The sequence below is a fragment of the Bradyrhizobium sp. 170 genome, from assembly GCF_023101085.1.
Classification (GTDB): Bacteria; Pseudomonadota; Alphaproteobacteria; order Rhizobiales; family Xanthobacteraceae; genus Bradyrhizobium.
In genome coordinates this window covers 8,760,492-8,780,342 of the sequence record NZ_CP064703.1, presented here as the reverse complement: position 1 = coordinate 8,780,342, position 19,851 = coordinate 8,760,492, and the positions used below count along the sequence as shown (strand labels likewise).

The 19,851-nt window shown below is 62.9% G+C and carries 15 protein-coding genes; 8 read left to right on the top strand and 7 right to left on the bottom strand.

Going from position 1 to position 19,851, the window contains the following annotated elements:
- Positions 1 to 101: 101 nt before the first annotated feature.
- The gene (locus tag IVB05_RS41440) at positions 102 to 749 is read left to right on the top strand and encodes a DnaJ domain-containing protein (RefSeq protein ID WP_247781918.1); all 648 of its coding nucleotides are present in this window, start codon (positions 102 to 104) and stop codon (positions 747 to 749) included.
- Positions 750 to 979: 230 nt separating this feature from the next.
- Here IVB05_RS41440 and IVB05_RS41435 read toward each other — a convergent pair whose 3' ends face one another.
- Positions 980 to 2,071, bottom strand: a complete 1,092-nt coding sequence (locus tag IVB05_RS41435) for a citrate synthase/methylcitrate synthase (RefSeq protein ID WP_247781917.1) — start codon at positions 2,069 to 2,071, stop codon at positions 980 to 982.
- A 73-nt stretch (positions 2,072 to 2,144) separates the two neighbouring features.
- Here IVB05_RS41435 and IVB05_RS41430 point away from each other — a divergent pair, with 73 nt between their 5' ends.
- Positions 2,145 to 3,362 carry a citrate synthase family protein gene (locus IVB05_RS41430; protein ID WP_247781916.1) on the top strand — a complete coding sequence of 406 codons (1,218 nt, stop codon included), beginning with the start codon at positions 2,145 to 2,147 and terminating at the stop codon, positions 3,360 to 3,362.
- On the opposite strand, the gene IVB05_RS41425 is transcribed toward IVB05_RS41430, so the two are convergent.
- Positions 3,320 to 3,979, bottom strand: a complete 660-nt coding sequence (locus tag IVB05_RS41425) for a DedA family protein (RefSeq protein ID WP_247781914.1) — start codon at positions 3,977 to 3,979, stop codon at positions 3,320 to 3,322. The two genes, IVB05_RS41430 and IVB05_RS41425, sit on opposite strands and share 43 nt — an antisense overlap.
- A 315-nt stretch (positions 3,980 to 4,294) precedes the next feature.
- On the opposite strand from IVB05_RS41425, the gene cobS reads away from it, so the two are divergent.
- From cobS to IVB05_RS41400, 5 genes are all read left to right on the top strand, one after another.
- Entirely contained in the window at positions 4,295 to 5,278 is a 984-nt protein-coding gene (gene cobS / locus IVB05_RS41420) for a cobaltochelatase subunit CobS (protein WP_247781913.1), read from the top strand.
- Positions 5,279 to 5,413: 135 nt separating this feature from the next.
- Complete coding sequence (gene cobT / locus IVB05_RS41415; protein ID WP_247781911.1) at positions 5,414 to 7,318, top strand: cobaltochelatase subunit CobT; 1,905 nt, start codon at positions 5,414 to 5,416, stop codon at positions 7,316 to 7,318.
- Between the two features lie 4 nt (positions 7,319 to 7,322).
- Positions 7,323 to 8,390 carry an esterase-like activity of phytase family protein gene (locus IVB05_RS41410; protein ID WP_247781910.1) on the top strand — a complete coding sequence of 356 codons (1,068 nt, stop codon included), beginning with the start codon at positions 7,323 to 7,325 and terminating at the stop codon, positions 8,388 to 8,390.
- 57 nt (positions 8,391 to 8,447) lie between these two features.
- Positions 8,448 to 9,410 carry a tripartite tricarboxylate transporter substrate-binding protein gene (locus IVB05_RS41405; protein WP_247781908.1) on the top strand — a complete coding sequence of 321 codons (963 nt, stop codon included), beginning with the start codon at positions 8,448 to 8,450 and terminating at the stop codon, positions 9,408 to 9,410.
- A 92-nt stretch (positions 9,411 to 9,502) separates the two neighbouring features.
- On the top strand, positions 9,503 to 10,615 hold the full coding sequence (locus IVB05_RS41400; protein WP_247781906.1) for an NADH:flavin oxidoreductase/NADH oxidase: 1,113 nt from the start codon (positions 9,503 to 9,505) through the stop codon (positions 10,613 to 10,615).
- A 130-nt stretch (positions 10,616 to 10,745) separates the two neighbouring features.
- Here IVB05_RS41400 and IVB05_RS41395 read toward each other — a convergent pair whose 3' ends face one another.
- The 5 genes from IVB05_RS41395 to rpmB form a co-directional block, all read right to left on the bottom strand.
- Entirely contained in the window at positions 10,746 to 11,870 is a 1,125-nt protein-coding gene (locus IVB05_RS41395; RefSeq protein ID WP_247781905.1) for a DUF2336 domain-containing protein, read from the bottom strand.
- 979 nt (positions 11,871 to 12,849) lie between these two features.
- The gene (locus IVB05_RS41390) at positions 12,850 to 14,136 is read right to left on the bottom strand and encodes a DUF2235 domain-containing protein (protein ID WP_247781903.1); all 1,287 of its coding nucleotides are present in this window, start codon (positions 14,134 to 14,136) and stop codon (positions 12,850 to 12,852) included.
- A 532-nt stretch (positions 14,137 to 14,668) separates the two neighbouring features.
- A complete protein-coding gene (locus IVB05_RS41380; protein ID WP_247781901.1) occupies positions 14,669 to 17,008 on the bottom strand; it encodes a S8 family peptidase in 2,340 nt (779 codons plus the stop codon).
- 17 nt (positions 17,009 to 17,025) lie between these two features.
- The gene (locus tag IVB05_RS41375; RefSeq protein WP_247781900.1) at positions 17,026 to 17,988 is read right to left on the bottom strand and encodes an ATP-binding protein; all 963 of its coding nucleotides are present in this window, start codon (positions 17,986 to 17,988) and stop codon (positions 17,026 to 17,028) included.
- A 180-nt stretch (positions 17,989 to 18,168) separates the two neighbouring features.
- Complete coding sequence (gene rpmB / locus IVB05_RS41370) at positions 18,169 to 18,477, bottom strand: 50S ribosomal protein L28 (RefSeq protein WP_247781899.1); 309 nt, start codon at positions 18,475 to 18,477, stop codon at positions 18,169 to 18,171.
- A 538-nt stretch (positions 18,478 to 19,015) separates the two neighbouring features.
- Between rpmB and IVB05_RS41365 the strand changes: the two genes are divergently transcribed.
- Positions 19,016 to 19,819, top strand: a complete 804-nt coding sequence (locus IVB05_RS41365; RefSeq protein WP_247787371.1) for a DUF3108 domain-containing protein — start codon at positions 19,016 to 19,018, stop codon at positions 19,817 to 19,819.
- The last annotated feature ends 32 nt before the right edge of the window (positions 19,820 to 19,851 follow it).

Sequence of the window (19,851 nt, the reverse complement as noted above, 5' to 3'; positions counted from 1 at the left end):
AGATAATTCTGTTGTCGGCTTTCCGTCAATGACGCATCCGAACAGAGGTATTCGCAATGTCAAGACTTGAAGCCTAGGGCATTGCGTAGTCAAAGTCAGCCATGGCAATTGATTCATCCAAATTCTTCGATTCCATTCGCATCAAGCCGAACAAGCTGAGCGCGAAGCAGCAGGCGCAGGCGCGCGAAGAAGCCGCCATGTGCGAGTGGGCGGGCTGCCAGAACAAGGGCCCGCACCGCGCGCCCAAGGGCCGGGAGAATTCGCGGGAGTATTTTCACTTCTGTCTCAATCACGTCCGCGAATACAACCAGAACTACAACTTCTTCCAGGGCATGAATGCCGACGCCGTCGCGCGCTACCAGAAGGATGCGCTGACCGGCCATCGTCCGACCTGGAAGATGGGCGCCAACACGGCCGGCAAGAAGGGCAAGCAGGCCGCCGAGGATTTTGACGGCGCCTCAGATCCCTTCAGCATGTTCTCCGAGCTCAACGGCCGCGGCCGTTGGCGCCCCGGACCGGGCGCCGAGGCCAAGGCCGAAACCCGCAAGGTGATGAACGCCGAGCGCAAGGCGCTGCAGGTGATGGGCCTCACCGCCGAAGCCACCCTCGAGGACGTCAAGGCGAAGTACAAGGCGCTGGTCAAGCAGCACCATCCCGACGCCAACGGCGGCGACCGCTCCACCGAGGACCGCCTGATCGAAATCATCAAGGCGTATAATTATCTGAAGACCGTGGTACGCGGCGCATAGCCACAGTCTCGCGTCGTCCCTGCGAAGACCCATACGCCGCGGCTTCTCAATTTTTATTCGGCTAGTCGTCGGCTTTCGCGCAACAACTACCGCCCGTGGTTATGGGTCCCTGCTTTCGCAGGGACGACAGCTCGTAGCCCGGATGGAGCGCAGCGCAATCCGGGATTCTCTCATCCGCTGATCGACCGGTCCCGGATTACGCTTCGCTCCATCCGGGCTACGGTTGCTGGTCACGCAGGCATCGCCCCGATATAAGCCGAACTCGGCCGGATTAATCTGCCGCCGCGCTGCTGCTCGCGGGCGTGTGCGGTCCAGCCGGCGGCGCGGGCCACGGCGAAGATCGGCGTAAACGCCTGCCGCGGGATTTTCAGCGCGTCGAGCAGGATCGCGGTGAAGAACTCCACATTGGTGTCGAGCGGGCGGTCCGGATTCTTTATCCGCAACGCGCTGCGGATATAGGCTTCGACCTCGCCGGCGAAGGGTAGGTCGGCGCCGTCCCCGGCGAGCCGCTCGATCGCACCCTTCAGCACATCGGCGCGCGGATCGCGGACGCGATAGACGCGGTGCCCGAATCCCATCAGCCGCTCGCCGCGCGCCAGCGCACTGTCGACCCAGGGCTTGATGCGCTCGCTAGAGCCGATCGCGTCAAGCATTTCCAGAACCGGCTCCGGTGCGCCGCCATGCAGCGGCCCTGTCAGCGCGCAATAGCCGGCGGTGACGGCTGCGAACAAATCCGCCTGCGTCGAGGCCACTACCCGCGTCGTAAATGTCGATGCGTTCATGCCGTGGTCGCACACCGTGACGAAATAGGCATCCAGCGCCGCTGCCTCGCGCGCGTCGGGCTTGCGGCCGAGCATCATCGACAGCGTGTCGGCGGCATGGCTCGCAGTTGGATCGGGTGCGACGGGGTCGTTCCCCTTCACGCGCTGCACCAGCGCGCCGGCGATGACCGGAAACGCGCCGACGATGGTGGCCTCGTGCGCGAGGCCGGCTTCCGCGCGCAGCCCCGCAACTGCCGCGCGAAATCCGTCGATGATCGATAGGCCGCGCGTGATGCCCAAGAGATCTGGCAGTCGGGCGAAGGCGCGTTCGCGGCCCGCACCGAGGGCGGCGCGTACCGCGGCTTCGCCGACCGGCTGGCCGGTTCCGCCGCTCCACAGCCGGGCGGTCACGCCCTCAAAACCGGTCTTGCGAGCGAGGTCGCCGACCCGCTCGCCGGCGATGATCAGTTCGCCGCGCTCGCCATCGACATGGCTGAGCACGGTTTCGGCGGCGGGAACCCCGTCCAGGCCGATCGGGGTCTTTGAAAGCTGCATATTCATGAGGGCTCTCCTTTGTCGCTTCCAAAGGTCGGGCCTCTCGACAGATTGATCAATCTTGATTATGTAAATCAATATGAAAAAATCCGCCGGCCTTTATCTCTCGGCCCGCGAGGCCTCCGCTGAACTGGCGATCTCGCAGGCAACCCTCTACGCCTATGTCAGCCGCGGGCTGATCCGCTCGGAGCCGTCGCAGGATTCGCGCAGCCACCGCTACCGGGCCGAGGACGTCCGCACGCTGAAGGAACGGCGCACGCCGTCGCCGGAGCCGCGGGGCCTGCGCAGCTTCGACGCCGATTTGCCGGTGATGGATTCGGCGGTCGCGACCATCACCGAGGACGGGCCGATCTATCGCGGCGTCAATTGCGTCGACCTCGCCGAGCGCGATACGCTCGAACATGCGGCGACGCTGCTATGGGATGTCACCGGCGCCGATCCGTTCGAGCAGGACAATTGCCCCGTCGTGTCGGACGAAATGCGTGCCGTCGCCGAAGCTGCGCGCGGGGCCAATGCGATCGATCGCACGATCGCCGTGCTGGCGTTGGCGGCCAGCGCGGACCCGCGGGCGTTCACCCGGGCGCCCGAAGGCCGCGCGATGCTCGGCGGCCGCATCATGCGGCTCGTGGTCGCGACCATGCTGAATGCAAAATCCTCGGCGAAACCGCTTCATTTGCAGGTCGCGCGCGTCTGGGCGCCGGAGCACAAGCACGCGGCCGATTTGATCCGCCGCGCGCTGGTGCTGCTGGCCGATCATGAGCTGAACGCGTCGACCTTCACCGTGCGCTGCGCGGCCTCGACCGGATTAAACCTCTACGATGCGATCATCGCCGGGCTCGTCGCGCTCAAAGGCCCCAAGCACGGCGGCGCGGGCGTGCTCGCGGCGCAGCTTCTGAAGACGCTCGCCAATGGCGAGGTCGCCCCCGTCATCCGCGAGCGCGTCGCGCTTGGCGAACGCTTCGCGGGCTTTGGCCATGGCGTCTACAAGCATGGCGATCCGCGCGCGCGGGCGCTATTGGAAGCACTGGCGCGCTCCGGCGCGGATCGCAAACTCACCCACGAAATTCCCGAGCGCATCGCGGAGGCGACCGGCGAGTTCGTTAATATCGACTATGCCCTTGCGGTGCTGGTGCACACGCTAGGCCTGCCGCCCGGCCATGAACTGGTGCTGTTTTCCATGGCGCGCACGGTGGGGTGGATCGCGCATGCCTGCGAGCAGTTGCAGCACGGCCGGCTGATCCGGCCCCGCGCCCGCTATGTCGGTCCGGCACCCGGACGCAGCCCCGTCCGGGCCTGACGGCGGCGCAGCGTCCAAACGCCGAGCGCGATGATCGCCGCGGCAAATACAGCCAGAATCCAAAGATGCTTGCCGATGTGCTGGTGATGCGGAAAACCGGCATAGTGGTGCAGCGCCGAGACCGCGAACACGCCCGGCAGCACGTGCGCTAAAGCCCATGCAAGGACCGCCGCAATGTTGACGCCGTAGAACCGGACCGGCCGCATCCCGAGCGCACCCGCCGTGATCGGAACGAAGGCGCGGATCGGCGGCACGAAGCGGGCGAAGAAAACCGCCAGCGTGCCCCAGCGGATGAAGAACGCCTCGCTCTGTGCCATGATGCCGGGATACCCAGACATCGGCCAGGCACCAAGGATTTCGCGCTGCGAACGATGGCCGGCCCAGAATGCCGAGCCGTCGCCGAGCAGGGCGCCGGCAACGGCTGCCGCCAGCACGCCCCACAGGTTCAATTCGCCACCGGGCACGAGCGCGCTCAGGGCAAGGATGATGGTCGAGCCCGGCACCAGCGCCCCCACCACCGGGATCGCCTCCAGCAGCGCCGCGAGAAACAGCGTCAGATAGGCCGCCCACGGATGGGCCGAAACGAATGCAATCACGGGATCGAGGAATGAAGTCACAATCTTGCTGTCCGGTAAGGGCCTGAACCAGAGCTACCAAGCCCGGGCGGGGGCCGAAAGTGCCGGCCAACCTCCGGTTTTAAGGCTGGCGGGGCGGCCAAGGCGGCAAAAGTGCGGCGTGATTCGCAGGGCAGCCCTCCAAAAACCTGATACACGGCCTATCTCAATGATAAGGCAACGGAACTTTGATTGTGCCGCGGGCTTCTGCCGGCCCTTGCTCTCTGCTAGGTTCGCAATAGCCCCCATCCGCAGCCATTCAACAGATCTGGTTTCGGGAACGCCCGGGACCTCGGAGGATTGATGACGACCGCCGCCATGAGCAAAGTTTCGGAGCCCGCCGGTTTGCCCGACATGAAGGTGTCGGTCCGGCAGGTTTTCGGTATCGACAGCGATCTCGAAGTGCCGGCCTATTCCGAAGTCGACCCGCATGTGCCGGAAGTCGATTCGGATTACCGCTTCGACCGCGCCACCACGCTCGCGATCCTCGCCGGTTTTGCCAAGAACCGCCGCGTCATGGTCACCGGCTATCACGGCACCGGCAAATCGACCCACATCGAGCAGGTCGCAGCAAGGCTGAACTGGCCGTGCGTGCGCGTCAACCTCGACAGCCACATCAGCCGTATCGACCTCGTCGGCAAGGACTCGATCGTCGTCCGGGACGGCAAGCAGGTCACCGAATTCCGCGACGGCATCCTGCCCTGGGCGCTGCAGCACAATATCGCGCTGGTGTTCGACGAGTATGACGCCGGCCGCCCTGACGTGATGTTCGTGATCCAGCGCGTGCTGGAAGTTTCGGGCCGCCTGACGCTGCTGGACCAGAACAAGGTGATCAAGCCGCACCCGTCGTTCCGGCTGTTCTCGACCGCCAACACGGTGGGCCTCGGCGATACGTCGGGCCTCTATCACGGCACCCAGCAGATCAACCAGGGCCAGATGGACCGCTGGTCGATCGTCACCACGCTGAACTACCTGGCGCATGACGAGGAAGTCGAGATCGTGCTCGCCAAGGCGAAGCACTACCGCACGCAGGAAGGCCGCGACATCGTCAACAAGATGGTGCGGCTCGCCGACCTGACCCGTAACGCCTTCGCCAATGGCGATCTGTCGACGGTGATGAGCCCGCGCACGGTGATCACCTGGGCCGAGAACGCCGATATCTTCAGCGATATCGGCTTTGCGTTCCGAGTCACTTTCCTCAACAAGTGCGACGAACTGGAGCGGCCGCTGGTGGCCGAATTCTACCAGCGTTGCTTCAATGCGGAGCTGCCCGAGAGTTCGGTGAACGTGGCGCTCTCGTAGTCGTCGTCCCCGCGAACGCGGGGACCCATACGCCGCGGCGTTTCGGTAGGATGATGGTGCTAGAGATCGGCAGAACAATAATCGCCGGTGGTTATGGGTCCCTGCGTTCGCAGGGACGACGGCGGTGAGGTGGCAATGACGACATCCAACTCCAAATTCCGTACCGGATCCAAGGAAGCGCCGACCGAGCCGTTCAAGCGCGCGGTGACCTCGTGCCTGCGCGCGATCGCAAAGGCGCCGGAACTGGAAGTGACGTTTGCGGCCGAGCGCCCGGGTCTCGCGCCGGGAAAGGCGCGGCTGCCGGAGCCCGCCCGCAAGATGACCAAGCGGGACGCGGCGATCGTGCGCGGCCATGCCGATTCGATCGCGCTGAAGCTCGCCTGTCACGATCCCAAGGTGCACCGCAAGCTGATGCCGGGAAATCCGCAGGCGCGCGGCGTGTTCGAAGCCGTCGAGCAGGCGCGCGTCGAGGCGATCGGCTCGCGCCGGATGTCAGGCGTTGCGAAAAACCTGACCGCGATGCTCGACGATCATTTTCATCGTGGCAAATACGACGAGATCACCGACCGCGCCGATGCGCCGCTGTCGGATGCGCTGGCGATGCTGGTGCGCGAACGGTTGACGGGGCTCGCCCCGCCCACGGCAGCCAAGAAGATGGTCGACCTCTGGCGGTCGGTGCTGGAAGACAAGATCGGCACCCGGCTCGACAAGCTCAGCCGCGTCACCGAAGACCAGGCCAAGTTCGGCGATCTCGTGCACGATTTGCTGTCGGCGCTGGACCTCGGCGACGACCGCGATGCCGACGCCGATGACGACGAAAACGACGACGAGAATCAGGACGGCGAGAACGATCAGTCCGGTGCCGAGGGGTCGCCCGACTCCGACTCCGCGCAGGAAATGAGCGCCGATCAGGCGCAGGCTTCCACCGACGAAATGTCGGAGAGCGCCATGGAGAGCGCGCAGGCCTCGACATCAGACACATTCGACGATGGCGAACTTGGCGACGACGAGACGCCGGGCGAGGCGACGCGGCCGAATACGCGCGGCGCCAACGAGCCGCGCGGGCCGGAATATCATGCGTTCGCGCCGAAGTTCGACGAGGTGATCGCGGCCGAAGATCTCTGCGACCATGACGAGCTTGAACGCTTGCGCAGCTACCTCGACAAGCAGCTCGCGCATCTGCAGGGCATCGTCGCGCGGCTCGCGAACCGGCTGCAGCGCCGCCTGATGGCGCAGCAGAACCGCGCCTGGGAGTTCGATCTCGAGGAAGGCATCCTCGATCCCGCCCGGTTGTCGCGCGTCGTCACCGATCCCTATCATCCGCTGTCCTTCATGCATGAGAAAGAAGCGACGTTCCGCGACACCGTGGTGACGCTGCTGCTGGACAATTCCGGTTCGATGCGCGGACGCCCCATTACGGTGGCGGCGACCTGCGCCGATATTCTCGCGCGCACGCTGGAGCGCTGCGGCGTCAAGGTCGAGATTCTGGGCTTCACGACGCGCGCCTGGAAGGGCGGGCAGTCGCGCGAGGCGTGGCTTGCCGCCGGCAAGCCGGCCAATCCGGGCCGGCTGAACGATTTGCGCCACATCATCTACAAATCCGCCGATGCGCCCTGGCGGCGCTCGCGCAAGAATCTTGGCCTGATGATGCGCGAGGGGCTGCTGAAGGAGAATATCGACGGTGAGGCGCTGGACTGGGCGCACAAGCGGCTGCTCGGCCGGGCCGAACAGCGCAAGATCCTGATGATGATTTCGGACGGCGCGCCGGTCGACGATTCCACGCTGTCGGTCAATCCCGGCAATTACCTCGAGCGGCACCTGCGCCACATCATCGAGGAGATCGAGACCCGTTCGCCGGTCGAGCTGATCGCGATCGGCATCGGTCACGACGTCACGCGCTATTATCGCCGCGCGGTCACCATCGTCGATGCCGAGGAGCTCGGCGGCGCCATCACCGAAAAGCTCGCCGAACTGTTCAGCGAGACCCACGGCGCCGCGCCCGCCACGGGCCACCACCGGCCGCGCCGCCTGCACTCGTGAGCGCATGCGCCCGCCCATAGCCCGCCGCCGGCTGTTGAAATATGCAGCGGCGGCGCTTTCGGTAGCGGCCGTGCCTGCGGCGGCGCTGGCGCAAACGGCCGTTCAGCGGCCGCCGAAGCCGGCCGTTCCCGACGAATTCTCGGTCACAACGCCGGTCTCGATCGAGGTCAATGCCAGGCCGCTGCCCTCGTTCGACACCCGCGACCGCTCGCGGCTGCGGTTTGGCGAGCTCGAATATCGCAGTGGCCTCATCCTGACCTCGCGGTTTCGCGGCTTCGGCGGCTTGTCGGGCTTCCGCCTTGATGCAAAGGGCGAGCGCTTCATCTCGATCAGCGACAAGGGTGGCTGGTTCACCGGCCGCATCGTCTACAAGGGCCGCGAGATGACCGGGCTCGACGACGTCGAGGCCTCGCCGATGCTCGGGCCCGACGGCAAGCCGATCACCTCGCGCGGCTGGTTCGATACCGAGGCGCTCGCGCTCGACGGCTCGCTGGTCTATGTCGGTCTCGAACGCGTCAATCAGATACTGCGGTTCGACTTCGCCAAGGGATTTACGCGCGCGCATGGCGAATTGATTCAGTTGCCGCTGGGCGTGCGCAAGCTGCCCTACAACAAGGGCATCGAGGCGCTTGTCGTGGTGCCCAAGGGCTTGCCGCTGGCGGGAACGCTGATCGCGATCTCCGAGCGCGGGCTCGACGCCCAGGGCAACATCACAGCCTTCCTGATCGGCAAGACGCTGGGGCTGTTCAGCATTCGACGCACCGAAAATTTCGATGCCAGCGACGCGGTGCTGCTGCCGTCCGGCAGCCTGTTGCTGCTGGAGCGAAAATTCTCCTGGCTCGGCGGGATCGGCATCCGCATCCGCCGCATTGCGCTTGCCTCGATTATCCCCGGCGCGGTCATCGACGGGCCCTCGATCTTCGAGGCCGATCTCGGCCACGAGATCGACAACATGGAAGGCATCGACGCCCACGTCACGCCGGAGGGCGAAACCGTGCTGACGCTGGTCTCCGACGACAATTTCTCGATGATCCAGCGCAATCTGCTGCTGCAATTCACGCTGGTGGAGTGACAGGCGAATAGCGGAACGGTTCTTGCAGCGCTCCGGGCGATGAAACCGGAGCTTTTGATGAACAAGTCCCTTCGCGTTATTTGCGTATTGGCCAGCTTTTGGGCGGCCACGGCTGCACAGGCCGAAGGCTGGCCGTCGCGGCTGATCAAGGCGACCATTCCGTTCGGGGCCGGTAGCGCGGCCGACGTCGTGCCGCGGCTTGTGTTCGAACGTATCTCCGCCGAACTTGGCCAGCCGATCGTGATCGAAAACCGCGCCGGCGCCGGCGGTGCGCTCGGTTCGGCGCTGGTCGCGAAAGCCGAGCCCGATGGCTACAGCATTCTTGCCCAGTCGTCGGCGCTGGCGATTGCGCCGGCGATTTTTCCCAGTGCGACCTTCGACGCCACCCGGGATCTCGCCTCGGTGCTGATGATCGGATCCAGCGCCAACGTGATGATCGTGCCGAACGCGCGGCCCTGGAAAACCATCCAGGACTTCATCGCCGACGCCAGGGCCAAACCCGGCTCGATCGCGTTCGGTTCGGTCGGTATTGGCAGCGCCGTGCATATCAGCACCGAGAAATTCCGCTTTGCCGCCGGTATCGAGGCCACGCATGTGCCCTATCGCGCAGGTCCGGAAGTGATTGCCGACATCATCGGTGGGCGGATCGACCTGTATTTCTGCCCGCTTGCGACCGCGCTGCCCCTGATCCGCGCCGGCCAGGTGCGTGCGCTCGTGGTCTCGACGCCGAAACGCGTCGCCGATCTGCCTGATGTGCCGACGCCGGTCGAGATCGGATTGAAGGACGCCGACAGCGCGATCTGGTTCGGCGTATTCGCCCCGGCGAAGACGCCGCGCGACATTGTCGAGCGGCTGCATGCGGCCGGCGCGAAGGTGCTGACCGATCCGGCCATGCAGGCGAGCCTGACGAAGCTCGGCATCGAGCCGATGCCGATGAAGCCGGCGGAGATGGACGAGCTCGTGAAGCGCGAGACGGCGGCCAATCTGGAGCTGATCAAGGCGGCGGGCATCAAGCCGTAGGGGGAGGGTTGCAATCCCGGCGGGTTGAGGAGAGGGGAGCGGCTCGCTAGACATGGCGGGTCGCTTTTCCTCCGGTCCGGATTCCTTAGCCCATGAGTGCTCTGTTTACCCCGATCAAGCTGCGCGGCCTCAACCTTGCCAACCGCATCATGGTGGCGCCGATGTGCCAGTATTCGTCCGTCGATGGCGAGGCCAATGACTGGCACTTCACCCACATCAATTCGCTGGCGCTGTCGGGGGCCGCGATCTTCTGCATCGAGGCGACCGCGGTGGAGGCGAGCGGCCGCATCACGCCGGGCTGCCTCGGCCTCTACAACGACGCCACCGAAGCCGCGCTGAAGCCCATTCTCGCTTCGGTGCGCAAGCGCTCGAAGGCGGCGGTGATGATCCAGCTTGCGCATGCCGGCCGCAAGGCCTCGAGCCACACGCCATGGGACGGCGGGCAACTGATCCCGCTTGCCGAAGGCGGCTGGCGGGCGGAGGGGCCCTCGGCGATCCCGCACAAGGAGAGCGAGACGCCGCCTTTGGCGTTCGACGCGGCGGGACTGAAGCGCGTGCGCGAGGCGTTCGTGGCGGGGGCAAAGCGCGCCGATCGGCTCGGCATCGATGCCATCGAGGTGCACTCCGCGCACGGCTATCTCCTGCATCAGTTCCTGTCGCCGATCGCGAACCGGCGCACCGATCAATATGGCGGCTCGTTGGCGAACCGCATGCGCTTTCCGCTCGAAGTGTTCGACGCGGTGCGCGCGGCGTTTCCGCAACCCAAGCCGGTGGGATTGCGCGTCTCCTGCACCGACTGGGTCGAGGGCGGCTGGGACCTCGCGCAGACCATTCAATTCGCGCACGAGCTCAAGGCGCGCGGCGTTGACTGGATCGACGCGTCCTCGGGCGGCGTGTCGCCGCTGCAAAAAATTCCGCTCGGCCCCGGCTACCAGGTGCCGTTCGCGCAGGCGATCCGCGAGGCGACCGGGCTTCCCACCATCGCCGTCGGCCTGATCACGGAAGCGAAGCAGGCCGAGGAGATCGTGGCGTCGGGAAAGGCCGACATGGTCGCGCTCGCCCGCGCCATGCTCTACGACCCGCGCTGGGGCTGGCACGCCGCAGCCGAACTCGGCGGCGAGGTTTCCGCCCCGCCGCAATACTGGCGCTCGCAGCCCTCGACGCAGAAGGCGCTGTTCGGCGCGACCACGTTCGGGACGAGGTAGTGTGCGTTTCGTAGCCCGGATGGAGCAAAGCGCAATCCGGGATTCTCGCAGCCTGATAGACCTATCCCGGATTTCGCTTCGCTCCATCCGGGCTACATTCTTCGACGTCGCTCGCAATGACGCGCCGTCCTCAATTCGGCTTCGGCGGCGCGTCGGCGGCGCGGACTTGCCAGAATTTCAGCAGGCGGCGGGCGCTTTCGACCGTCAGCTTGGCGTATTGCTCTTTCGCTTTCGCAAGTTCATGGCGGCCCATGCTCCCCGAAGCGAAGCGGCTGTCGAGCACGGCTGCGACCGTATCCCAATTCAACCCGGCGACGCGGCAGGGGATCAGCACGCCGTCATCGCGCAGGCTCTGCATCACAGGGCGGATCACCTCGATGGTCGAGCCTGACAGCTCGGCAAGCGCCGCAACCGTCTCGGCGTATTTCCGCTCTTTCGCAAAAGCCAATAGCGCCGGCTCGCTGAGCTTGCCGTGCCTGGCTAGCGCTGCGACGAAGCGGCGGGCCGCGGTGAAATCGCGTGTGCGCGACATTTCGCGGTTGGCGCCGGCGGCGGCGAGCGCGATCGCGTTCCTGATTTCCTCGAACAGATGCGGCGGCGCGCGCGACAACAGCCGCGTGCGCACGGCTTCGGTGGCGCTGCGCAACAATTGCAGGCGCTGCTCGGGCGGCAGGTCGACGCGAATGCCGGTCTCGACGGCGAGATCAGGATCGCTCTCCGCCTGCTTCAGCACGATCGCATAACCACTCGCCGACATCCGCGCGCCGGGATTGGTGACGAGCCGCCGGCTGACCGAAGGATAATGCCGCTTCAACAGCGCGTCGGTGACGATCTCGGTCAGCCACCAGCGCCCGGAGATCGCGAGCAGATGCTGCTCGCCCTTGGTTTGCGCGAGCTCGACCAGGTCGTCGGCCGTCAGCCGCGCCGATTCGGTCAGCACGGGCCGTGCGATCGAAATCTCGTCATTGTGCGCGAGGCGGCGGACCACGGCCGGCGGCGCCTGCTTGATGGAGGCGAGCTGCGTGCTCATTTCGGCGAGCGCAATGCGCGCGGAGACATCGGCCAGCGCGCGCAGCTCGACGGTCCGGATCAGCCGTTCGAGCACGTCGCCGAACAGCTCGATCTGTTCGCCGGAATAGCCGTCGGCGGACACCAGAAACAGATCGGTGACCTGTCTCAGCGTATCCAGATGTTTTTCCGTCGAGCCGGCCTTGATGGCCGCCTCGACCTCGTCGGCGATCGATCGTTCCAACATCGCTCGTCCTGAGCGTTTCAAGCCGGTTCTGGCAGCAGACGCGCCAGAATAGGGTGCAGAGTTGAACGATTCGTAAACCATTTGGGTCCCGGGTGGGCTGGATTGTGGCCGCAAGATTGCGGGTGAGGTCGGCCAATGGCCGAGTGATGGAGGCTTCGAACGCCGATGAATGCACGAGGTCGTCATACCCCGCGAAGGCGGGGTATCCAGTACGCTGCGGCTTTTCGGTTTAGTCATTGACGTCTCTGGAATACTGGATCACCCGCCTGCGCGGGTGATGACGACTGAGTATGACTTAGCGATCTCGCCGCATCATCTGCCCGAGCTTTGCCATCAACCTTGTCGCCCTCAGTAAGAGGGCGCAGGGAATGCCGGGTGCCGGCTGGCACCCGCGGTCTCGTGTGCGATGTGCACGAGGAAGTGCGCACACGAGCATACAGGTACAGCCGGAGCAGCCCGGCATTCCCTGCGCAGTGGGTTTACGGCTTATAGCGCGCTCTCCCCGGAGACGAATTCCTTTTGCCTCCGTCGCCGGCGGATTGAAGATCCTGCGAAGCCCGGTTGGGTTCGCAACATCTCCGCCGGCTTGACGCCAGCAACGGGCGCCAGGACCACACGGCTTTGCCGTCCGCTTCAGCGCCGTTCGCCGGCGCGCGGCCTTCGCTCATGAGCAAGCTCACCCTGCGAAGACTTGTTGCGCGCCCGGCGCTGCCGCGGCCACCGCTCCCCGCACCCTACGTCCGTGACGATCGCGATACGCCCCTCTTGTGGGCGCGGGATGACTGATGTTGTAGGGTTGATTTGGGGCGAACGCGAAGCGGAATATTTTTCATGCGAGGGCTGGACAGGTTTTGAGTGATTTGCCCGTCGGGCAGTCACACAGTGCGTCACAGATGCCGGATTGTAGGGTGGGCAAAGCGCAGCGTGCCCACCATCGGCTCCGCGTCGGGAATGGTGGGCACGCTTCGCTTTGCCCACCCTACGAATCCTCCTCCGTCTCCGCGCTCGCATGCGCCGGCGGCACCGGCATCGGAAACTTCTCATACTGCTTCGGCAAATTCACCGGCCGGTAGCTCGGCATCGCGTCCATCCGCAAAAGCGCGGATTCGTGGATGGTGGCGCCGTCGGGAATCAAGCGCGGTTCGGCGTCGGGAATGTAATAACCGAAATGTGCTTTCCGCGCCGGCCACTCCTTGTAGCTCGCGCTCTTCGGGATGTATTCGAGAATCCACCACGCCCCCCGCAGCGACTCGTGCAGCTCGCCGCGCACATCAGGCACGACATAGGAGAACGGTGAACCCTTGCGCTGGATGCCCCAGGCGAGCTGGTTGACGGTGGCCTGGTTGACCTGCAGCCCGCATTTTGTCGCCTCGTCGATCATCCAGAGCAGCGGATATTTCGAAAGCCCGCTTTCCTTTTCCGGATAGCCGCCGCCGATATCGCCATGCACGCCGGCGAACCACACCTGCAAGATATCCTGCGGCTCGGCATGCGCATCGTTGAAGCGGTTGTGCTTGAAGGTCTGCGGATCATCCCACTTCTTGAGGCGGAACATGCAGCGCCGCTCGTCCATCGAGATCGCCTGACGAAACGTCTGCACGCTCGGGTTCGATATCGTGAACGCCAGCTCCTCCAGGCTCGGCCAATAGAACCGATCGGGCCGCGGCACGATCACGCTCGCCACCGTATCCCAGACGCCGACGAAGCGGATGGTGGGCCAGCGCGTCGAGGTGATGCGCGCGAATTGCGCCGCGTTGTCGAACGCCGTCTGCGGAGCTGCGTCTTCCGCGGCGACGGCATCGATGGCCGACTTGAACCTCGCCCGCAGCTTCGGCGCCTCGTCGGAGGAGAACTGCTTGTAGGCGATCAGGCCAGAGCCTGCGAGATTGACCTGCTCCGGCGAGATCAGGCCAATTTTGTGGATCAGCCCCGCCAGCACCCGCACGGTATAGGCGCCGCGGGAAAAGCCGAACAGATAGATCTGGTCGCCGGCCTGATAATTGTGGACCAGGAAGGCATAGGCCGCGAGCACGTTGTCATCGAGCCCATAGCCGGTGGCTAAGCCCAGGATGGCGTTGAAATCCTGCTTGAGCTTGTGCCACGGGTCCGGCCGCTCCAGCGTGCCGACTCCCGGATCGTAAAACACGAGCTGCCGCGGCTGCGTCTTCTCCGTCTTGCGCAGGCAGCGATAGAGCTTCAGCACATTGGAGATGTTCTCGGAAATCTCGTTGCCGGTGCCGTCGCAGCAGATGATGATGTTGCGCATGGTGATGCTCCCCCGGTGCTACCTCAGCGAGTATAGCGCAGTTTGGGGATTTTGGATGACGCCGTGAGCGCCGGACGCGTTTCGTCCACGGTATTCCGGGCGTGAGGCCGTTGTCAGGCCGCCTCGGTGACCGCGCGCGAATCTTCAGGTGCACGCCGGTCTCCTCCTGCAATGTGCCGATGACGCCGAGCAGGTTCTCGGCGGTGGGATTGCCGTCCGGCCCGAACATCCGCATCAGGCTCTTGGGCGAACGCCCGAGCACCTCGCCCAACCGGTCGAAACCGACAGTGGCGTTGATATAGGCCCGCAGCGCCGCGCGGCCCTGATCGGTCTCGCCCTGCAGCAGCGTCTGCACCGCCTCCTGAAACAGCGCCCTGCGAAAGGCAGGCTCGCGCTCCGCCCGCGCCCGCACCGTGTCGCGAAAATTCCGGGTCAGTGGCATGGCGTCATCCTTCACAGCGCTTGCGCTTCTTGTAATCGCGCCAGCGGCGGAGCGTGGCCGCGAGTGCTGCAGTGCCGCCGGTGATGTCATTTATGTTCGTAGTGTCACAGGCTGCGTAAGAGACTGATATAAGGTCGTAACGTTCTCGTGCCTGAGTTGAACGCTCAGAGCGTAGCGCTGCTTTTCAATCCCGGGGGGCGCCCACCGTCGCGCGCACCACACAGCGATGTAATACTTGTCGCCATATCGGCTTATGTCCCGTTTTCCCGTGTAGGTGCCGACTTGGAGTGTGCCGGACTCCCGTAGGTCTGGCCCGATGTCCGTTGGGCAGATTAATCGAGGGGGAAATTCTGGAGGCTTTCCTTCCTCCTTTGTCCATTTCCTATAGCGGTCGAAAACGTCTTCTTCATCGGTCCCGCGCACCAGCCGCCACCCCATAGTGACCCCAAGATAATCCGCCCGTGTATGACGGACAGGCGGGTCAAATGCCAGCGCAACCTTGATTTCACGTGTTCCTTTTTCCGTCTGAAACTCAGATGGTATCGGCACTTCAAAGACCGCGAAATGATCCAGGGCTAGTTCGTCCTCGGCAAACAGCACGACGCGACCATCATCAGAAAGCGCGGCGCTTTCCGGGTCTGCAACTCCGTATCCGCAAACCATCGGAGCGACTTTTTCGTTGAGTCCACGCGGTCGTATAGCTACGGCTCTTGGAATATTCGCAGATAGAACGAGAAGCGATCGGAGTAAGTTAGCCGACGCGCTGGGAAAATGAGTGAGCAACAAGCCTGCCTTATAGGCGATGTTCGGGGCAGCAAATGACGTGCCCGATCTGGATCTAAACAGCTTTTCGACAGGCTTGTGATGCATAGTCCATATGCCCGCTGCCTCTTTCTGGTTTCCGTTGACCAGCGTCCCGGTTGGTCCGTCCCAAACGGCATTTCCTCCAAAATCGACTAGGTCCGGCTTAATCATCCCCCGAACCCCTGGGCCAGATCTTGTGAATGGAGAGGGTTCGTCAGTGCTGCAGATAGGGCGCACGCCAGCAAGTTCTTCGTCCGCATCCTCTAGACCATTGCCTTGCGCAATTGCTCCGACAGAAAGCGCTATCGCGGCGGTTGCGGGGTCTATTATTCGGGAGGCGGCGGATAAGAGATACTGAGGATACGCGGTCACGATTCCATCGTGGAACGAATTAGTTAGGTCTTCCCGATTACCTGCGGAAACAATTATGAGGACATCGAGTTCGCGCGCCAATGCGTCGAGGGTTGCTGCCCACGGTTCCGGCTTTCCACCATTGTAAGTCTTCTTCGGATTTCCAAGGGATATATTGAAAATGCGACACCCGTAGCTGGCATGCAACGTCTTGATGGCAGTTTCCATCAAGGCGGGTACCGAAGTTTGTTTCGGGAATTGCCCTAAGTCATCCAGAACTCTGGCGCTAGCGATCCAAAACTGAGCATCGAAATTTTTTGCAGATACGCGAGCCGCAATATCTCCAAATGCGGCAATCGATGCGACCGACGTCCCGTGCCCTACGACGTCGGATACGCTCCACGCTGGGTCAATTGAGATCGTTCCAGCCTCCGTATTTGCGAGCAAAGGATGTCCAAAATTTACCCCGCTATCAATGATGCCGATGACTATTGCGTCTTCGGCAGGTGGATTGCCGACTGTCAAATCCCCGACATCTATCTCCGTGAAACTCTCGGAAATAACATCTGGTTGCGGAGGCATATCCGCAACCGCGACTTCCGGAAGGGCTAGGGCGGCGCGCACCGCAGCACCGGTGCATTCAATTCGCGCGATTATGATCTGATACCCAGTGTAGGCGCTTAAAATTGCTCCTCGCGATGCTATGGCTTGCTTTAGGCGATAGATAAATATCTCCGCTTCCTCTTTTTTGGGAGGAAAGAACAGTTCTACGTCCAACAAATAAGTCTCTGTATCGAGAAAATCGTTTGGATCGGCAAAACCAGCCGCTCTTAGGTCGGGCCCAATTCTGTCTGATGCATTCAGAAGAGCTACGGATTCAATCGCCGCTATGAGGCCCGCGAAGGGTGGGGCCTTTTGTCCGAGCGGCAGCTCTCCTTGGTATGCCTCCACCTTGTTGCGAAAATCCTGCAAAGATTTGTCGTCAGCAAATAACACTACTGACTTGTCGCCATCGACCGACAAGACAGTCAGGCCGATCTTTCGCCATTCGTCTTCATCGATGTTTCCGGCGACAGAGACCTTAAGGATCAGTGAAGGATCAATGCCATCGATGGCTGGAAGATCCCCGTAGGAAGATACGACTTGTTCAATTTCTGTTTGGATACGGGCGCCGTGCTGTTTAGCTTCACGAGAAGGTGCGAGACCGAAACCGTGAACGCGACGCTCAAGAACACCTTCGAGCCGCTTTAGCGGCAAGTGATCGTAAGTCGGCATATTCCCCCCGGAATATCTTACGAATTTGTTCGAACTCGTTGGCTAATGGAAATACGTCGTTTTTCAGCATCGATCGCATGCTCAAATAGCCGCGCAGGAACCGCAGTATCTCGGGCCAAAATGGAGGCCTTTATTGCGCTGAGGCAAATTCGTTCGATTTCTGCGAAGGACATTCCTTCGAGATGTTCGGCGTAGTCTGAGGCATCAAACTCCAATGGAAAATTACGTGTTTTTAGTCGTAGGGTCGATTTGATTTGATGCAATGTTGGGCGATCGAACAACATAACTTCATCAAAACGCCGCCATGCGGCATAGTCGATTGAGCTTTCAAGATTGGTTGCCGCGATAAGTAATCCTTTTCCCGCAAAGCGGTCGATCATCATCAAGAGGCTATTGACGACGCGCCGGATTTCGTTGTGCTCCAGAGGGTCGGTTCTTGCGCGGGCGAGAGCGTCAAATTCATCGAGAAACAAAACGGCAGGCAATTGAACAGCCGCTTCGAACACCTTCCTAAGATTGCTCGCCGTCGCGCCAAGGTACTGGGAAATGATCTCGTCTAGTCGAGCGATCAGCAACGGAAGTTTTAATTCCCGGGCCAGAACTTCGGCGCAGAGTGTTTTCCCGCAGCCAGGTGGCCCACAAAACAGAAGCCTTGATCGTGGAGACAGGCCGTGCCGTCGCAGTTCCTCACCTCGGCGGATTTCGTTTACGATTTCGGCCAGTGTTTGATAGTTGTCCGAGTTAATTATCAGGTCCGTAGGAGTACGCTGAGGGTCGACCAATTCGAGCAAGCCAGATGCCGTCAATTGAGCTCTGGCTAATGCGGCCAATCGAGACTCAGGCGTTCTTACTCTTCCGCTAGTCTTCTTTCTTGAAGACGCGTCTGCTTGGTCGCTTCCGAGGACTTGAATTGCAGGCGGATCGTCGTCGGCATCCGATGAGCGAGTCGCAAAAGAGAATCCGCGAAGTTTAGCGCTCATCCTGCCTACCGGCCGCTAATTGTGTGAGTTTTGTGCTGCCAACCTGACCACAGCGCGCAGAGTGCGCTCCGCTTCTAGAATTGGCAAGCTTCGTAGAGAACTGCCCCCAAAACAAAACAGCCGGATCGTGTGATCCGACTGTCCAATGCACGCGGTCAGAATAGATTTGGCAGACGAAGCTCAGCTCGCCTTCTTCACGAACACGGGCTTGCCGACCTTCTTCTCGATCGCGCGTTTGAGATCCAGCGCGCGGGGGGAGAGCACGTCGGCCTTGGCCTTGATCAAATACTTATCGAGGCCGCCATTGTGGTCGACGCTCTTGAGCGCATTGGTCGAGACGCGCAGGCGCACGTTGCGGGCGAGGGCGTCCGAGATGAAGGTGACGTTGACCAGGTTCGGCAGGAAGCGCCGCTTGGTCTTGATGTTCGAGTGGCTCACCTTGTGGCCCGTCTGGGGGCCCTTGGCCGTCAGTTCGCAGCGCCGGGACATTGCAAAATCCTCTTCCATCCCCGCCATAGGCAAGCGCATCTCGCGGCTGCGCGGGGGTCCAAAATCGCGTCCATTTCCAGGAACTGCGGTCGTATAGGGGGAGACGGCCGAACCGTCAAGGTTTTTGGGCGGCGTGGAGCCCGTTCCGACCAGCCCAAGCCCCTTGTTTTGACGCGTTTTCTTCACGCGAACCGGAAATCCGCTCCTGGCCCCAAGTCCGCGCAGGCTTCGTTCGAAAGCGCTGGGGTCCGGACCGCGGAATTGGGCCGGTTTGTAAGGGGTTCCAGCCACTTAAGGCATCATATAAAGGGCGCAATCCCCGCCGACACCATGGCTTTCGTTAAGGGGTAAGGCCTTGGCCTTCCGCACAGAGGCGGGCGGCGATGCGAGGCCCTGATCAAGGCGTGGTTTTCGCGAAAGCACGCGTTGTTTGCCGGATATTTCTGCCTAAATGAACATCAGCTCGCGCCGATCCCGGGACAATCCATTCGTGACCGCAAAACGCGCCGTTTCGCCCCTCTCGAGGCTCGGTTTCAGCCTGTGCGCCCTGGTGTTCGCGGCGCTGGCGCCGCAGGCCGCATCCGCGCAGGGCCGGCTCGATGCGCAATACGAGGCGACGCTGGCGGGCATCCCGGTCGGCAAGGGCGCCTGGACCATCGAAATCGGCGACGACACGTTTTCGGCCTCCGCCCAGGGCGGCACCGCCGGCCTGTTGAAGGCGTTTTCGGGCGGCACGGGTTCCGGCTCCAGCCAGGGCCGCGTCGTGGGCGGCGCGCTGGTGGCGAATGCCTATACCGCCACCACCACGACGCAGAAGAAGTCCGAAACCATCCGCCTGGTGCTGGCCAACGGCAACGTGAAGGATTTTTCGATCGATCCGGCGCCGCCGGTCGATCCTGATCGCATCGTCGTTACCGACGCGCACCGGAAGAACGTGCTCGATCCCATGACCGGCTCGATGCTGCGCGTTCCCGGCAATGGCGAGGTGCTGTCGCCGGATTCCTGCCGCACCGGCGCGGGGATTTTTGACGGACGGCTGCGCTACGACCTCAAGCTTGATTACAAGCGCATGGAAACGGTGAAGGCCGAGAAGGGCTATCACGGGCCGGCGCTGGTCTGCGCGATCTATTTCACCCCGATCGCGGGCTACATCCCCGATCGCCCCGTGATCAAATATCTCGCCACCGAACGCCGGATCGAGATCGCCTTCGTGCCGATCGCGGGAACCCGCATCCTGATTCCGTTCCGCATGACAATCCCGACGCCGTTCGGGCCGGCGATGCTGGAGGCGACGTCGTTCGTGACGACCGCGGCCCCGCCGAGGGTGGCGAAGACGAATTGAGGGTTCGGGCGGCGCCCGCGCTCTGCCGTCGT

Excerpts from the sequence above, each read along its gene's own strand:
- IVB05_RS41440 (WP_247781918.1), top strand. The coding sequence starts at position 102 with ATGGCAATTGATTCATCCAAATTCTTCGATTCCATTCGCATCAAGCCG.
- IVB05_RS41435 (WP_247781917.1), bottom strand. The coding sequence starts at position 2,071 with ATGAATATGCAGCTTTCAAAGACCCCGATCGGCCTGGACGGGGTTCCC.
- IVB05_RS41430 (WP_247781916.1), top strand. The coding sequence starts at position 2,145 with ATGAAAAAATCCGCCGGCCTTTATCTCTCGGCCCGCGAGGCCTCCGCT.
- cobS (WP_247781913.1), top strand. The coding sequence starts at position 4,295 with ATGAGCAAAGTTTCGGAGCCCGCCGGTTTGCCCGACATGAAGGTGTCG.
- cobT (WP_247781911.1), top strand. The coding sequence starts at position 5,414 with ATGACGACATCCAACTCCAAATTCCGTACCGGATCCAAGGAAGCGCCG.
- IVB05_RS41410 (WP_247781910.1), top strand. The coding sequence starts at position 7,323 with ATGCGCCCGCCCATAGCCCGCCGCCGGCTGTTGAAATATGCAGCGGCG.
- IVB05_RS41405 (WP_247781908.1), top strand. The coding sequence starts at position 8,448 with ATGAACAAGTCCCTTCGCGTTATTTGCGTATTGGCCAGCTTTTGGGCG.
- IVB05_RS41400 (WP_247781906.1), top strand. The coding sequence starts at position 9,503 with ATGAGTGCTCTGTTTACCCCGATCAAGCTGCGCGGCCTCAACCTTGCC.
- IVB05_RS41395 (WP_247781905.1), bottom strand. The coding sequence starts at position 11,870 with ATGTTGGAACGATCGATCGCCGACGAGGTCGAGGCGGCCATCAAGGCC.
- IVB05_RS41390 (WP_247781903.1), bottom strand. The coding sequence starts at position 14,136 with ATGCGCAACATCATCATCTGCTGCGACGGCACCGGCAACGAGATTTCC.
- IVB05_RS41380 (WP_247781901.1), bottom strand. The coding sequence starts at position 17,008 with ATGCCGACTTACGATCACTTGCCGCTAAAGCGGCTCGAAGGTGTTCTT.
- IVB05_RS41375 (WP_247781900.1), bottom strand. The coding sequence starts at position 17,988 with ATGAGCGCTAAACTTCGCGGATTCTCTTTTGCGACTCGCTCATCGGAT.
- rpmB (WP_247781899.1), bottom strand. The coding sequence starts at position 18,477 with ATGTCCCGGCGCTGCGAACTGACGGCCAAGGGCCCCCAGACGGGCCAC.